The sequence below is a fragment of the Neobacillus drentensis genome (assembly GCF_036965645.1).
GTDB classification, from domain to species: domain Bacteria; phylum Bacillota; class Bacilli; order Bacillales; family Cytobacillaceae; genus Neobacillus; species Neobacillus drentensis_D.
The window spans coordinates 40,904-57,044 of the sequence record NZ_JBALPZ010000028.1; the positions used below are offsets into that span (position 1 = coordinate 40,904).

Genomic DNA, 16,141 nt, shown 5'->3' on the forward strand with positions numbered 1-16,141 from the left:
ACCATTCATAACTGTCGAAGCCCTGGAATCCAAACGCCTACAGGGGGTAAGAACTGCTCTTATCTTTTGAAAAAACAGAATTATTAATAAAAAAGAGAGTAAAACGAAAAAGATTGCACCCATCCTGTTAATGGAATACAATGTATCTTTGGAAAATGAAATGTTTATCGCAAAGGAGCGTTTTTCATGCCACGTGCCTTATGGCTATTAATTATCGGGATGGCAGTGAATGTAATAGGCTCTTCTTTTTTATGGCCTTTAAATACAATCTATATTCACGATCATTTGGGAAAATCTTTATCTGTTGCCGGTATTGTTCTAATGCTTAATTCTGGAGCAAATGTGATCGGTAACCTGTATGGCGGTCATTTATTTGATAAAATCGGCGGCTATAAATCTATTATTCTAGGGATTGTTATTTCCTTATTAGCTCTTATTTGTTTATCCATCTGGCATAACTGGCCCCAATACGTTATTTTCTTAACCATCGTGGGGTTTGGAACAGGAATTATTTTTCCTGCCATGTATGCGATGGCTGGTTCCGTATGGAAAGAGGGTGGCCGTAAATCCTTCAATGCTCTTTATGTAGCACAAAATGTGGGGGTTGCTGTAGGGGCTTCACTGGGTGGAATTGTCGCTGACTATTCCTTTCAACTCATTTTCTTGGCGAACACCATCATGTATGTCATCTTTTTATTGATTGCTGTTCTTGGATACAAAGGGATCTCTGTAGAACCAGCACATGAAGAACACAAGGAAGTAAATGTAAAGGCAGTTAGCAGAATGAATCTCCAAGCCTTAATGATTTTGTGTCTAGGCTATTTGCTTTGCTGGGTTTCCTACAGTCAATGGATCACAACGATTGCTTCTTATACACAGGAAATCAATATCACACTCACACAATATAGTTTACTATGGACCATTAACGGTGCGATTATCGTCCTAGGGCAGCCGTTTTTAAACGGGATCCTAAAAGCACTTAACTCATCATTGAAAATACAAGTTCTGATTGGTATTGGGATTTTTATTATTTCGTTTATCGTCGCAGGGAAGGCCAGTACTTTTTCAGGCTTTTTAGCCGCTATGGTTATTTTAACGATCGGTGAGATGTTCATTTGGCCGGCAGTTCCAACGGTTGCTTTTGCGTTAGCGCCAAAAGGCCGTGAAGGTTATTATCAAGGAATTGTGAACAGTACTGCCACGGGCGGAAGGATGATTGGTCCAGTGCTTGGTGGATTACTGGTCGACCACTTTAATATGTCTACTTTATTTACTGTATTAATCATGTTATTTATCATTGCGATTGGTACAACATTAGTCTATGACCGCGGTTTGCGGCATAAAGAGAAAGTAACTGCAAAAACGATATAATTTTTATTAACCACAGTCCAAATTACTGTGGTTTTCTTTTATCCATAAAAAATGCTCTTCTATCTTATTTTTTGATATAGTAATTCTATAGAATAGTAGTTTGAAGAGGAGGATGAAAGTGGGGGATGATATGCTTACCTTATTTCCTCTCATGCTAGAGCGGGTTGGTATTTTAATTATTGTTGCGTTCATATTATCAAGAATGAAATCGTTTCGGCAGGTTATCCATAATGAACGGGGGATAGCAGCAAAAGTAACGATAATTGCTATATTTGGTGCTTTCGGGATCATCAGCAATTATACCGGTGTAGAAATAGGCCATGGGATGGTTACGTCACAAGATTGGCTGACAGACGTTGATAATGCCGGTGCTATTGCGAACACAAGGATCATGGGTGTAGTAATTGGCGGTTTGCTTGGCGGGCCGATGATCGGAATTGGAGTAGGGTTTATTGCTGGATTGCACCGATTATCGCTTGGAGGATTCACCGCGGTTGCCTGTGCTGTCTCGACCATTTTTGCAGGAGTCGTAACGGGATTTTTAAGTAAGCGTTTTAAAATAGAGGAAAGCGGCTCTACCTCTAAAGCTGTTATCATGGGGATTTTGATGGAATGTCTCCAGATGGGAATTATTCTTTTATTAGCAAAGCCTTTTGATGAAGCCCTTAATCTTGTAAAACTAATTGCCTTTCCGATGATTGCGATTAATGGTTTTGGGACACTTTTATTTTTACTTATAATTCAGGATATTTTTCAAGAGCAGGAACGAACACGGGCATTGCAGACGCATAAAGCATTATATATTGCTAATCAAACACTGCCCTTTTTTCGCCAGGGCTTGAATAAGGATTCTTGTACAAAAGCGGCGGAGATTATTTTGAAATGGACGGGGGCAGATGCCATCGCGATCACCAATCAACAGCAAGTATTAGCCCATGTTGGAGCTGCTTCCGATCACCATCTTCCGTCCGGAACGATGGCCACCGAATTAACCAAAAAGGTATTGGATCAGGGTAGAATCTTAATTGCAAAATCAGCCAAAGAAATTCAATGCTTTAACCCAAATTGCCCATTAGAAGCAGCCATTGTGTTACCTCTTAAGGTAGATGATAAAACCGTCGGAACCTTGAAGCTTTATTTTACTAATTCTAGCAAACTAGATCGTGTTGAACAGGAGCTGGCAGAAGGTTTGGGGAAATTATTCTCTGGGCAGCTTGAAATGGCTGAATTAGAACGGCAGAGGCGCTTATTAAAAGATGCAGAAATCAAAGCTCTACAGGCCCAAGTGCACCCTCATTTTTTGTTTAATGCGATTAATACCATTTCAAGCCTGGTACGAAAGGATGCAGACCAAGCAAGAAAGTTATTAATTCAGTTAAGTGTTTTCTTTCGCAGTAATCTCCAAGGTGCTCGTCAAATGTTGATTCCGCTTGAAAAAGAGCTCGAGCATGTCGAGGCCTATTTGTCGATTGAACAGGCAAGATTCCCTGACCGCTATAGAGTGCATTTAGAAATTGATCCTTCATTAGAAGAGGTCTTAATACCGCCATTTACTTTGCAGCCCCTGGTGGAAAATGCGATTCGCTATGCCTTTTCAAAAAACAAAACAGGAACCGTTCGAGTAAGGGCCTTTCAAAATGAGGGGAGAATGGTTCTAGTTACAGAGGATGATGGAAAAGGGATAACAGAGGAGAAACTTGCAGTATTAGGAAATGAAACAGTCGATTCTGTCGAAGGAACTGGAACAGCCTTATGGAATATTAAAAAGAGAATTGAAGAGATATACGGGCAGGATGCATCGCTACAGATTGATAGTGGACTAGAAAAGGGAACGAGGGTTGTAATTAAATTGCCATTAACAGGGCAAAGGCAGGGGGAAGAAAATGTTAAAAGCCTTTATCGTGGATGATGAGCCGCTTGCACGAGACGAGCTTTCCTATTTGCTCAAACGCAGTAAGCAGGTTGAAGTAACAGGAGAAGCTGATTGTGTCGAAGCAGCAATCGGGAAATTGAAAAACTTAGATATTGATGTCATTTTTCTAGATATCCAGCTTGCAGATGAAAGTGGTATTGAAATAGCCAGTCAATTAAATCAGTTAGACTATCCTCCTTTAATCGTGTTTGCTACGGCATTTGATGAATATGCACTTAAAGCTTTTGAACTCAATGCTGTTGATTATCTATTAAAACCGATGGATGAAAAACGAATCCAGAAAACCATTGATAAGCTTTATAAGCTGGGGGGCAGCAGTGAACAGAATATACCTCTTTCATCTAAGCCCCATTCGTTTCAAAGTGAGCGATCGGAAAAACTAGCCGTTTCAATTGATGAAAAAATCGTGTTACTCCAAATAAATGACATTGTCTATATAGGCACTCAGGAGGGAAAAACGGTTGTTGTGACAGAAAAACAAAAATTGTGGGTTAATGAACCATTGGTAACATTTGAGCGAAAATTACATAATACTTCTATTATTCGCGTTCATCGAGCTTTTTTAGTAAATATTGATAGCATCACCGAGATTGAACCATGGTTTAATTCTACCTACAATTTAATTATGAAATCCGGCGATAAGGTTCCAGTCAGCAGAACCTATACAAAGGAATTGAAACAGCTGCTTGGATTTTAACAGCTGTTTTTTGTATTTCACTTAGGAATTTTTGTCTTTTAGCTCCAGATTACCGCAACTTATCCTGAAAAACACATGTTATCGTTTTCATTTAATATGATTAAGATAAGCTATTAATTTTGGGGGAGGATGAAAGAAAATGAATGCGGTTTCTGTTGTCATAGGTTCCATTTGCATCTTAATGATTGCTTACCGTTTATACGGGACTTTCATGGCTGCAAAGGTCTTAAAGTTAGATGATTCTAAGCCGACACCGGCACACGAATTAAATGATGGAAAGGACTACGTCCCAACAAATAAATGGGTGACATTTGGCCACCACTTTGCAGCAATCGCAGCGGCAGGTCCACTGGTTGGACCAATCCTTGCGGCACAATTTGGCTATCTGCCGGGTTTACTTTGGTTGTTAATTGGAGCTGTTATTGGCGGGGCGGTCCATGATGCCGTGGTACTTTATGCTTCCATGCGTAAAAAGGGAAAATCTTTATCAGAAGTAGCAAAGGATGAATTAGGTCCGGTTGCAGGTTTTTGTACTGGACTTGCTATGCTATTCATCATTACGATCACAATGGCCGGATTATCAATGGTCGTATTGCATGCCTTGGAAAACAACCCATGGGGAACTTTCTCAGTAGGAATCACCATTCCAATTGCGATGGGAGTAGGGATTTTTTATAAGAAAACAGGCAATTTAAAAATTACGACTACAATCGGATTTATTCTTGTTATGGTCGGTGTCTTTGTGGGACCAATGATTCAAGATACGATTATTGGGGATTGGCTCACCCTAGATACCAAAACATTAGCCATTATTCTGCCAATCTATGCTTTCTTTGCAGCCGCACTGCCCGTATGGCTTTTACTTGCTCCACGGGATTATTTAAGCAGTTTTATGAAAATCGGCGTATTTATTGCTCTTATTATTGGGGTATTCATTATTAATCCTACCATTCAAATGCCAGCATTTACGAAGTTTACACAAGGGGGAGGGCCCGTTATTGCCGGTCCAGTGTGGCCATTTATCTCGATAACGATCGCCTGTGGTGCGATTTCTGGATTCCATGCCTTTGTTGGTTCAGGCACCACACCTAAAATGCTTGATCGCTGGTCTGATATAAAGGTGGTTGGCTTTGGGGCCATGTTAGTGGAGTGTGTCGTAGGAATTATGGCATTAATTGCGGCAACCGCTCTTCAGCCGGCAGATTATTTTGCGATTAACTCAACTCCTGAAGTGTTCAAGACATTAGGAATGCAGGTAGATCAATTACCAAAGCTTGCCCAGGAGATTGGAATTAACTTGGAAGGAAGAACGGGCGGTGCGGTAACATTAGCTGTAGGTATGACCTATATCTTTACTGCCATCCCTTGGTTTGCCAAGTTATCCTCCTACTTCTTCCAATTTGTCATTATGTTTGAGGCTGTTTTTATTTTAACGGCAATTGACTCTGGTACACGTGTAGCCCGTTATTTAATTCAGGATTTCTTTGGAGAGTTCTATAAACCTTTGAAAAAAACAGACTGGCTGCCGGGCTCCATTTTTGCAAGTGCCTTAGCCTGCTTTATATGGGGATATCTGCTCTACTCAGGAGACATCGGTTCGGTTTGGGCCTTGTTTGGAGTATCGAATCAGTTAATGGCCTCCATTGGTCTAATCATTGGGGCAACGGTCATTCTAAAAATCGCCGACAAACGGTGGTACATGTTTACTTGTTTAGTACCTCTCGCCTATTTATTTGTTACCGTTAATTATGCAGGCTATTGGATGGTCAAAAACGTCTACTTGAATCCAGCAGCAGCAGGGTACAGTGTCTTGAATGGTGTCCTATCGATTATCATGCTAGTCCTTGGCATTATAATTATGGTGACAGCAATTAAAAAATGGAAAACAATGTGGAATTCCCCGCGTTTTCAAATTGGTTCAAGAGTTGCATAGAATAATGGGGCAGCTGACTTCAATAGTCAGCTGCTTTTCATGTTTAAAAAAGGCCTTACTCGTCCATCCTGAATTTAGGCAAATGTTTGCTTGCATAGTAGCAAAAAATTTAATACAATAACCGTAATACTTTATATTAAAAAAACAGTGATCAGGAGTAGTAATGATTCATACTCGACAGATTAGAGAGTTGACGGCTGGTGAAAGTCAACCGAGTACATCATGAACTCGCCTTTGAGTTGCAGGCATGAACAATCAGTAATGGCTGCCGTTTACCGCGTTAAGGTCGAATGAAGCGAGTGTTTAGGCACTAATGTGGGTGGTACCGCGGGAAGATACATATAATCCTCTCGTCCCTTTTTGGGATGAGGGGTTTTTTTATTTATCATAGGAGGAAATCAAAAATGAGCTTTAATCACGAACAAATTGAGAAAAAGTGGCAAAAAACATGGGAAGAAGAAAAAACGTTCAAAACGAGCGAAGAATATGATAAGCGGAAATTCTATGCCTTAGATATGTTCCCATATCCATCCGGAGCAGGGCTTCATGTAGGTCACCCTGAAGGATATACTGCAACAGATATTCTTTCCCGTTTAAAAAGGATGCAGGGGTATAATGTCCTTCATCCAATGGGCTGGGATGCCTTTGGACTGCCTGCAGAACAGTATGCATTAGATACAGGCAACGACCCTGCAGAATTCACGGAAAAGAACATCAATACGTTCCGCAGACAAATTAAATCACTTGGTTTTTCGTATGATTGGGACCGCGAAGTAAACACAACGGATCCTGACTATTATAAATGGACTCAGTGGATATTCTTAAAGTTATGGGAAAAAGGGCTGGCCTATATTGATGAAGTAGCCGTGAACTGGTGTCCTGCACTTGGAACAGTGTTAGCCAATGAAGAAGTAATTGACGGAAAAAGTGAACGTGGCGGCCATCCGGTTGAGCGCCGTCCGATGAAGCAATGGATGTTAAAAATTACGGCTTATGGTGATCGGTTACTTGAAGATCTTGAAGAGCTAGATTGGCCGGAAAGTTTAAAAGAAATGCAGCGAAACTGGATTGGACGCTCTGAAGGAGCTGAAGTCACTTTCAAGATCGATGGACATGATGAAACCTTTACCGTGTTCACAACACGTCCAGATACTTTATTCGGTGCAACTTATGCAGTACTGGCTCCTGAGCATGCCTTTGTTGAAAAAATTACAACAGTGGAGCAGCGTGCGGCTGTTGATGCCTACTTAGATAAAGTTAAAATGAAGAGTGACTTAGAGCGCACAGACTTAGCAAAAGAGAAAACAGGTGTATTTACCGGTGCGTACGCTATTAATCCTGCAAATGGCGAAAAAATGCCAATCTGGATCGCTGACTATGTATTAGTAAGCTATGGTACAGGTGCGATTATGGCAGTCCCTGCTCATGATGAGCGTGACTATGAATTTGCGAAAGTTTTTAACTTACCTATTAAGCCAGTCGTGGCAGGCGGAGATGTGGAGAAAGAAGCGTACACTGGTGACGGTGAGCATATCAACTCTGAGTTCTTAAATGGGTTAGATAAAGAAGAGGCCATTTCAAAAATGATCGCCTGGCTAGAAGAAAAAGGAATTGGAACGAAAAAGGTAACCTATCGTTTACGTGACTGGTTATTCAGCCGTCAGCGTTATTGGGGCGAGCCAATCCCGATTATCCATTGGGAAGACGGCACCATGACAGCTGTTCCAGAAGACCAGCTGCCCTTAACCTTACCAAAGACAACAGACATCAAACCGTCTGGAACTGGAGAATCACCACTTGCTAACATTGAGGACTGGGTAAATGTTGTCGACCCAGAAACCGGTAAAAAAGGCCGCCGTGAAACAAATACCATGCCGCAATGGGCAGGAAGCTGCTGGTATTATTTACGATATATTGATCCAGAAAATCATCAAGAATTAGCATCACAAGAAAAATTAAATCATTGGCTTCCAGTTGATATTTACATTGGCGGTGCCGAACATGCCGTGCTTCACTTGCTATACGCACGTTTCTGGCATAAGTTCTTGTATGACATCGGTGTGGTGCCAACCAAAGAACCATTCCAAAAGCTTTTCAACCAAGGAATGATCTTAGGCGAAGGCAATGAGAAGATGAGTAAATCAAAAGGAAATGTTGTCAACCCTGATGACATTATTGTTAGCCATGGTGCTGATACCCTGCGTTTATACGAGATGTTTATGGGGCCTCTTGATGCATCAATTGCCTGGTCGACTAATGGCTTAGATGGATCCCGCCGCTTCTTAGATCGGATTTGGCGTCTGTTAGTGGAAGAAAACGGGGAGTTAAGTCCGAAAATCCAGCCAAACGAAGAGGCATCAAACCTTGAAAAAGTGTACCATCAGACTGTGAAAAAAGTGACCGAGGATTATGAAGGGTTAAGATTTAATACAGCCATTTCACAAATGATGGTATTCATCAATGAAGCGTATAAAGCAACGGTTCTTCCAAAGGATTACATTGAAGGCTTTGTTAAGTTACTAGCTCCAGTTTGTCCGCATATCGCCGAGGAACTATGGGAAAAGCTAGGACATAGCGGAACGATTTCATATGAAGCGTGGCCTGCATATGATGAAGCGAAATTAGTCGATGATGAAATTGAGATTGTCATTCAAGTAAATGGTAAAGTCAAAACAAAGTTAAAGGTTCCAACAGATGCGACGAAAGAGGCTTTGGAAGGAATTGCGATGGATGATGATCGTGTCAAGGAACAAATCGAGGGCAAGACAATTCGCAAAGTGATTACCGTACCAGGTAAATTGGTCAATATCGTTGCGAATTAGTCGAAAAGCAAAATTGAACATCCTCCTGTAAAATGGAGGATGTTTTTCTGAAAGGGATGAATGGGATGGAAGAAATTAAAGTGATTACACCAGAAGAACTGCAAAAAAAGCTCGAGGCAGGGGAAAAACTGGAGCTTGTCGATGTACGGGAAGATGAGGAAGTAGTTTTTGGAATGATTCCGGGGGCAAAGCATATTCGGATGGGGGATATTCCTGCTAACCTTGACTATTTTGATAAAGATAAGGAATACATTTTTATCTGCCGTTCCAGTCACCGCAGTGGTAATGTCTGCTATTATCTTCAAGAACAAGGTTACAAAGTCCGCAATATGATTGGCGGAATGCTAGCTTGGCCATTTGAAACTGAATACACAGAATAACCGATTCCGTTTTGGAATCGGTTTTTTGTTTCAATTGCAGAATGTTCTCTAGCTGCCAATCAGGTTCCACCTGTAGTGGTATCAAATCCATGATGATGGCCAGAAAATTGTTCTCCGCCGTTAACAAATTGATCCTGTTGTTGATTGCTATTATCAAAGCCTTGTCCACTGTTATCGGTGTTAGTATCCGGTGTTTGTTGATTTTGATCAAATTGCGAAGTACTGTCCCCGCCCCAGGAATTATTGGAATCCTGTCCGGATTGCTGATCTTGGTGTGAATTAAATCCTCCTTGTGAGGGCTGCTGATTTGTATTGTTATTTGATAATTGTCCTTGATTAGTAGCGACTTGATTGTTGTTATTACCGCCGTTTGATAGCCCAAGATAGGAGACCATTCCTGCTACAAGTGCTAAGCTGCCGAAGCTGACTCCCCAAGAAATCTTTTGTTTTTTATCCACCTGAGATACTCCTTTCTATATGACTTCAAAAGAGAGTTTACAAGGTCAAACTTAAAATAACCTTAACTTTTATAGTTTTTCTATTTTTAAAATTCTGAAAAAGTGAGAATACTAGTAAAAAAAAGAGGGAGAGAGACGTGTGATACAAGTAAAGTTATTTGACCGGGAGCATGAAAAAGATTTAGAAAAAGAGATGAATCGATTTTTAAAAGGAATTGATGATCAAAGCCTTGTTGATATCAAGTACAATGTGGCTGCGATGACAGAAGAAGAAGAGGAAGAGCAGATTTACTGCTTTTCAGCGATGATTATCTATCGGTCGTAGATCTCAACAGAAAAGAATATAGAAATAACACCAAAAAAGCAGACAGTAAACACCTAATAGATCTGCTTTTTTTGGTGTATATTAATTAGAAGTAAAGCTAGGTTTGGACAATAAAGTGTATAAATAAATCAAAGGAGTCCGAAGTTGCCTCAGGTTCGGACAGGACTAGGAAAAAATAGCCCAAAGCAGTCTGAAGTTGCCCCAGGTTCGGACAGGACCGGGGGATAAATGGCCTAAGGCAGTCCGAAGTGTCCTTGGGTTTGGACAGGACCAGGGAAAAATAGCCCAAAGCAGTCTGAAGTTGCCCCAGGTTCGGACAGGACCAGGAAAAAAATGGCCCAATGCAGTCCGAAGTGGCCTCAGGATTAGAACCGAATGGGTTAAAATCTATTAAAGCACAGTTACTCTATGCTTTGCCTGGCTTGACTATAAATTTATCGAGACCTGACTGAAGATGCAAGGTCATCCTCATCCATGAGCCCCCGTTGAAACTCTGAAAGCTGGTTATACAAGAACCTATTAGAACCTTTCACCCCCGATTTTTTTTGCAGAAAGAGCCGCATTAGTTCCAGCAAGCCTGCCTGTTACTAAGGCGGATGTAATATTATATCCACCTGTGTAACCATGAATATCTAAGATTTCTCCACAAAAATAAAGACCGCCCATCAATTTTGAGGCCATTGTTTGCGGTTCAATCTCCTTAACCGTTACTCCGCCCCCGGTAACAAATGCCTTTTCAAGCGGGAGTGTGCCATTCACTTTGAACTGGAATTGTTTGCAGCCCTTTGCAAACGCACGAATTTTTTCATTAGAAATCGTGCCACCTTGCTCGGAAGGATCAATATCATTCATTTCTAAGAGAAATAGAAGATAACGCTCGGGTACTATTCCTTTTAAGGTGTTTTTGATACTCTTTTTAGGTTCGCCTTTTACGAGTTTCACAATCTCTTGAAAAATTTCTTCCTCTTTTCGGTCTGGAAGAGCATCAAGGTTCATCGTGACTTCTTTTAGATTCCACTTCTTCATTGCCTTGACCACAAATTGACTGCAGCGCAGAACAGCCGGGCCGCTCACGCCAAAATGGGTAAACAACATATCCATCCGATGTGAAATCAGGGGTTTGCCTTTCGGATTTAATACACTAAGATTAATATCCCTTAACGATAATCCCTGCAGCGTTTTGTTTTTTATAAAAGGTTCACCTGAGGTTACAGGTACCTCGGTAGGGAACAATTCCGTTATGGTATGTCCCGCTTTTTCAGCCCAGGCGTAACCATCACCAGTAGACCCTGTGTGTGGGACCGATTTTCCACCCACAGCGATTACGACTGATTTAGTTGATATTTGTTGACCGTCTTTCAGCAGAACGGAAGAAACATGCCCATTATCATAAAGAACATCCGCCGCAGGACTATTTTTAAAGACTCTTACACGAAGTTTTTCGAGCTGTTCCAAAAGAGCATCCACTACTGATTGAGCCTTATTGCTGACAGGAAACATCCGCCCGTGGTCTTCTTCTTTTAATTCAATACCAAGTTTTTCAAAAAAGCGGATAATATCTTCATTGCTAAAAATAGAAAAAGCGCTATATAAAAATTTTCCGTTTCCCGGCAAGTGTTTAATAATTTCCTCAACGGGCAGCCGGTTCGTCACATTGCACCGACCCCCTCCTGAAATGGCTAGTTTTCGGCCGAGCTTTTCCCCTTTATCGATTAAGAGGACTCTTGCTCCCTTTTCACCTGCTGCAATGGCCGCCATTAATCCGGAAGGACCGCCGCCAATGACTATACAATCGTAATCCATTTTATCCACCAACTTTTATTTATTCATTTCATTATAAACATAACATGTGAAAATAAAACGAATATGGCCATTTTTTTAAGTAAAATAACTTAGCTGTGAGTAGCATCGAAGGAAAAGAAGTTGTAAACTACTAATAGTGTGCAAAAAACGTCGATTATTCTTTGTGAATAATCAACGTATCTTTCGGGTAGGAAGGGATTTTATGCAGTCAAAGCTTTTAAGAGGAACGTTTATATTAACGTTAGGAACCATACTTTCTAAAGTAATCGGACTCATTTATGTTATACCGTTTTATCAGATTGTAGGAAAACATGGGACGCAGCTTTATTCTTACGGATATGTCCCTTACACGATATTTATTAGTATCGCAACAGCTGGTGTACCACTGGCTGTTTCAAAATTTATTGCCAAATATAATGCGCTGGATGAATATGCGGTTGGCAGAAAATTATTCAAATCCGGGTTAATGGTGATGTCATTAACAGGTTTTGCTGCCTTTTTAATTATGTATCTAGCTGCCCCTGTATTAGCGGAAATGAGTAATCCAGGTAAAGGTCAACTGGATGATGTGATTACCGTCATGAGGGCAGTCAGTTTTGCCTTAATCCTTGTTCCCTTTATGAGTTTGATTAGAGGGTATTTTCAGGGGCATCAGTCGATGGGGCCATCTGCAGCATCACAGGTTGTGGAACAAATCGTTAGGATACTCTTCACGCTGGTAGGGGCTTATGTAGTTTTGAAATTTTTAAACGGGTCAATGGTAACCGCTGTAAGTGTTGCCACTTTTGCCGCTTTTGTAGGGGCGATTGGCGGACTTGTGGTCCTATTTTGGTATTGGTACAAACGGAAGCCATATCTAGATGAGCTATTGGTGAATGATAAGGGAACGGTCAATATTTCGCTGAAAGAGATTTATAAAGAAATCTTTATCTATGCAGCACCCTTTGTATTTGTGGGGATTGCTAATCCATTATTCCAGCTTATCGATCAATTTACCCTTACCAAGGCCTTGGTAGAAATGGGAACGTCAAAGAAATTGGCCGATACAGCTTTTGGGATCTTGAACTTTGAGTCGCATAAAATTGTGATTATTCCTGTTTCCCTGGCCACCGCCTTTTCGTTAACACTCGTTCCGAGCATTACAAAGGCGTATGTAGAGAATGACCGTAAAAACTTAACGGACCAATTAAATCAAACCTTTCAGGTGTTATTATTCTTAACACTGCCAGCGGCGATTGGATTATCCTTATTAGCAGAGCCAGTTTATACAGCTTTTTATGAGCATGATGCCCTTGGAACACAGGTTTTAGGTGCCTATGCCCCAGTAGCCATCCTATTTTCTCTTTATTCAGTTACAGCGGCGATCATGCAGGGGATTAATGAACAGCGTTATACGATTTTAAGCTTACTGGTGGGACTATTGGTTAAACTAACTCTTAATATTCCATTAGTGAAGTTGTTTGAAACAAGAGGGGCAGTATTGGCAACAGCCATCGGCTACACGGCCTCAATTATTATTAATTTAATTGTCATCAAGTATTTTTCCCGCTATCAATATCGATTTGTTTGGCGGAGAAGCCTGTTGATTATCATTTTTGCAGGCTGTATGTGGGGTGGCACGGAGATTATGTATAAATTTTTATCGTTGTTCTTATCTCCAGCATCCAAAATGCAATCTGTCTTAATTATTTTAATTAGTGCCTTTGCAGGGGCTGCCATCTATTTTTATTTAGGATTAAAATCTGGACTTGCAACTCGATTATTCGGTAACAAGATTGAGCGTGTCCTCACTAAATTAAAGCTGCCAAGAAGGAGGCAAAGTGTTGAGAATTGATAAGATGTTAGCAAATCTTGGCTACGGCAGCCGGAAAGAAGTAAAACAGCTTTTAAAAAGCGGTGCCGTTAGAATAGATGATGTAATCGTGAAAGATGCGAAACAGCATGTGGATGAAAAGAATCAAACTGTGACCTTAAATGGTGAAGTGATTGAATACAAAGAGTTTATTTATTTAATGATGAATAAGCCTCCTGGGGTCTTGTCGGCGACTGAGGATAGTGCTGCAGAAACGGTAATTGATCTGTTGGAGATTGAGGATCAAGTCTATGAGCCTTTTCCGGTCGGGAGATTGGACAAGGATACAGAAGGTTTATTACTGATAACCAATGATGGACAATTAGCACATCGCTTATTGTCACCGAAGAAGCATGTGCCGAAAACCTACTTTGCTGTTATTGATAGAGAAGTAACGGAAGAGGATATAAAAGCCTTTGCCAAAGGGGTAATCCTTGATGACGGATACGAAACAAAGCCTGGTGAATTGAAAATACTCAAATCTGGGCTCCGCTCTGATATTGAGCTGACCATTACAGAAGGAAAGTTTCATCAAGTAAAAAGGATGTTTGAGGCCGTTGGGAAAAGGGTCGTTTACTTGAAGCGTATTTCCATGGGGCCGCTTCCGTTAGATGAAACCCTGGAGCTCGGAGAATATCGGGAATTAACGGATGATGAAGTGGAGTTATTGCGGGAGTATCAAGTGAGATAATCAGAAAGCAGCTAATATTAGCTGCTTTTTTGTGTTTTTTTAGTAGCTGCTAAATTGGAAATTCAGTTGAAATAATAGTAGCGAAGCTTAAAAATGGGTACCATACATGTAAATACGCATTCATTAAAGAAGTGTTGCGGAGGGGGAACAGTTATGAAACTGACACACGATCAGGCTATTGAGTTACACGGTTTCAATAACCTAACCAAGTCGTTAAGTTTTAATATGTATGATATTTGTTTTACAAAGACGAGAGAAGAACGGGAAGCCTATTTAAAGTATATTGACGAACAATACAGTGCAGAAAGACTGCAAAAGATTTTAAAGGATGTCGCTGACATCATTGGGGCCCACGTATTAAATGTAGCCTATCAAGATTTTGAACCGGCTGGTGCTAGCGTGACACTATTAGTGTCTGAAGGACCTGTGACACATGATGTTCCATCGGAATCCTTTGAAGAATCACCAGGGCCGCTGCCGGAATCATTGGTCATGCAGCTGGATAAAAGTCATATTACGGTCCATACATACCCAGAGTTTCATCCAGATGAAGGAATCAGTACCTTTAGAGCAGATATTGATGTTTCAACGTGCGGAGAGATTTCCCCGCTAAAGGCCCTTCACTATCTAATCAGGTCATTTGAAACAGATGTAATGACAATTGATTACCGAGTTCGTGGTTTTACAAGGGACAAAAGCGGCCACAAGCTTTTTATCGATCACGAAATCAACTCAATACAGAACTATATTCCTGAAGATGTTGGTGAAATGTTTGATATGATTGATGTCAATGTTTACCAAGAGAACATCTTTCATACAAAATGCAAGCTCCGGGAATTTGATCTGAATAACTATTTATTTGGCTATAAAAAAGAAAAACTTACTCCGGAAGAACATATTGAAATAACACGGAGATTAAAGATTGAGATGGATGAAATTTTTTATGGAACAAATATTGTTTGAGAGCTCAAGAAATACGAGCTCTTTAAAAATACTTGACGTGAAACCAAATGGTGTTATATAGTTTAAATATGAAACCAAATGGTTTTGTAATTTCACATGTAATTTGAGGAGGATTTTAGGTGGGAAATAAGTCACAAGCAATATTAGAAGATATTAAATATACGGTTGTTTATAATGCACCAATTGCTAAAGTATGGGATGCGGTCGCAACAGCAGAGGGGCTTAGCGCGTGGTTTATGCCGAATGACCTTAAGCCTGTAGAAGGTCATGAGTTTCATATTAATGCAGGTCAATTTGGGATGTCTCCATGTAAGGTAACACAGGTAGATCCGCCAAATCGTCTTTCATTTAATTGGGGAAAAGACTGGACCTTAACCTTTGAATTAAAAGATTTGGAAGATAAAACAGAGCTAACATTGATCCATGGCGGGTGGGATGTTAATAAAGTTACGGAATTTGGTGCACCGCATACACCAATTCGTGATAACATGAACCAAGGCTGGGCAGGCCTCGTGAAAAAGCTTCAAGCATATGTTGAGGCGTAAATGGCAGCTTCCTCAGTCAAACATGATGTTTTTCAAGCGATTGCTGACCCAACCCGCCGAAAACTATTAAAACTTCTAAGTACCCAAGAGATGCCAGTTACAGCGATAACTGAACACTTTCCCATTAGCCGGACTGCCGTTTCTAAACACCTAAGAGTTTTATCCGAGGCGGGTTTGGTGAAGGAACGGAAGGTTGGACGAGAAACACGGTACAAGCTGCAGCCTGATCCTCTAGCTGAACTAAAAGACTGGCTTCAATATTTTGAGTTATTTTGGGAAAATAAACTGGGAGCACTGGGCCGTTTCTTAGAAACGGACGATGCAGATTCAGAAAACAGAAAGTAAAATAAAAAAGAAGAAAGTGATAT

The 16,141-nt window shown here is 40.7% G+C and carries 14 protein-coding genes and 1 other annotated feature; of the genes, 12 read left to right on the forward strand and 2 right to left on the reverse strand.

The window, feature by feature from the left end; translation table 11 throughout:
• The first annotated feature begins 186 nt into the window (after positions 1 to 186).
• The 6 genes from V7266_RS05120 (at position 187) to V7266_RS05145 (ending at position 9,136) form a co-directional block, all read left to right on the forward strand.
• Positions 187 to 1,371, forward strand: a complete 1,185-nt coding sequence (locus V7266_RS05120; protein WP_335466343.1) for an MDR family MFS transporter — start codon at positions 187 to 189, stop codon at positions 1,369 to 1,371.
• Positions 1,372 to 1,501: 130 nt separating this feature from the next.
• On the forward strand, positions 1,502 to 3,280 hold the full coding sequence (locus V7266_RS05125; protein WP_335466418.1) for a sensor histidine kinase: 1,779 nt from the start codon (positions 1,502 to 1,504) through the stop codon (positions 3,278 to 3,280).
• Positions 3,255 to 4,001 carry a LytR/AlgR family response regulator transcription factor gene (locus V7266_RS05130; protein ID WP_335466345.1) on the forward strand — a complete coding sequence of 249 codons (747 nt, stop codon included), beginning with the start codon at positions 3,255 to 3,257 and terminating at the stop codon, positions 3,999 to 4,001. Before V7266_RS05125 ends, V7266_RS05130 begins: the two co-directional genes overlap by 26 nt.
• A gap of 139 nt (positions 4,002 to 4,140) precedes the next feature.
• Positions 4,141 to 5,934 carry a carbon starvation protein CstA gene (cstA, locus tag V7266_RS05135; protein WP_335466347.1) on the forward strand — a complete coding sequence of 598 codons (1,794 nt, stop codon included), beginning with the start codon at positions 4,141 to 4,143 and terminating at the stop codon, positions 5,932 to 5,934.
• Positions 5,935 to 6,072: 138 nt separating this feature from the next.
• Positions 6,073 to 6,295 (forward strand) — a binding site (T-box leader).
• A gap of 43 nt (positions 6,296 to 6,338) precedes the next feature.
• On the forward strand, positions 6,339 to 8,756 hold the full coding sequence (leuS, locus tag V7266_RS05140; RefSeq protein WP_335466348.1) for a leucine--tRNA ligase: 2,418 nt from the start codon (positions 6,339 to 6,341) through the stop codon (positions 8,754 to 8,756).
• A 65-nt stretch (positions 8,757 to 8,821) separates the two neighbouring features.
• Positions 8,822 to 9,136, forward strand: a complete 315-nt coding sequence (locus V7266_RS05145) for a rhodanese-like domain-containing protein (protein WP_335466349.1) — start codon at positions 8,822 to 8,824, stop codon at positions 9,134 to 9,136.
• Between the two features lie 59 nt (positions 9,137 to 9,195).
• Here V7266_RS05145 and V7266_RS05150 read toward each other — a convergent pair whose 3' ends face one another.
• A complete protein-coding gene (locus V7266_RS05150) occupies positions 9,196 to 9,594 on the reverse strand; it encodes a hypothetical protein (protein WP_335466351.1) in 399 nt (132 codons plus the stop codon).
• Between the two features lie 139 nt (positions 9,595 to 9,733).
• Here V7266_RS05150 and V7266_RS05155 point away from each other — a divergent pair, with 139 nt between their 5' ends.
• Positions 9,734 to 9,919: a sporulation protein Cse60 gene (locus tag V7266_RS05155; RefSeq protein WP_144564628.1), complete on the forward strand. Its 186-nt coding sequence runs from the start codon at positions 9,734 to 9,736 to the stop codon at positions 9,917 to 9,919.
• A 519-nt stretch (positions 9,920 to 10,438) separates the two neighbouring features.
• On the opposite strand, the gene V7266_RS05160 is transcribed toward V7266_RS05155, so the two are convergent.
• Positions 10,439 to 11,722: an NAD(P)/FAD-dependent oxidoreductase gene (locus tag V7266_RS05160; RefSeq protein ID WP_335466353.1), complete on the reverse strand. Its 1,284-nt coding sequence runs from the start codon at positions 11,720 to 11,722 to the stop codon at positions 10,439 to 10,441.
• A gap of 202 nt (positions 11,723 to 11,924) precedes the next feature.
• Between V7266_RS05160 and V7266_RS05165 the strand changes: the two genes are divergently transcribed.
• The 5 genes from V7266_RS05165 to V7266_RS05185 all read left to right on the forward strand — a co-directional run bounded on the left by V7266_RS05165 (position 11,925) and on the right by V7266_RS05185 (position 16,118).
• A complete protein-coding gene (locus tag V7266_RS05165; RefSeq protein ID WP_335466355.1) occupies positions 11,925 to 13,556 on the forward strand; it encodes a putative polysaccharide biosynthesis protein in 1,632 nt (543 codons plus the stop codon).
• Positions 13,546 to 14,265, forward strand: coding sequence for a pseudouridine synthase (locus tag V7266_RS05170; protein WP_335466357.1), 720 nt, complete (start codon positions 13,546 to 13,548; stop codon positions 14,263 to 14,265). The genes V7266_RS05165 and V7266_RS05170 overlap by 11 nt, the downstream gene beginning before the upstream one ends.
• 153 nt (positions 14,266 to 14,418) lie before the next feature.
• On the forward strand, positions 14,419 to 15,228 hold the full coding sequence (gene speD / locus V7266_RS05175) for an adenosylmethionine decarboxylase (protein ID WP_335466359.1): 810 nt from the start codon (positions 14,419 to 14,421) through the stop codon (positions 15,226 to 15,228).
• A 119-nt stretch (positions 15,229 to 15,347) separates the two neighbouring features.
• A complete protein-coding gene (locus tag V7266_RS05180; RefSeq protein ID WP_335466361.1) occupies positions 15,348 to 15,773 on the forward strand; it encodes an SRPBCC family protein in 426 nt (141 codons plus the stop codon).
• Complete coding sequence (locus V7266_RS05185) at positions 15,774 to 16,118, forward strand: ArsR/SmtB family transcription factor (protein WP_335466363.1); 345 nt, start codon at positions 15,774 to 15,776, stop codon at positions 16,116 to 16,118.
• Positions 16,119 to 16,141: the final 23 nt, after the last annotated feature.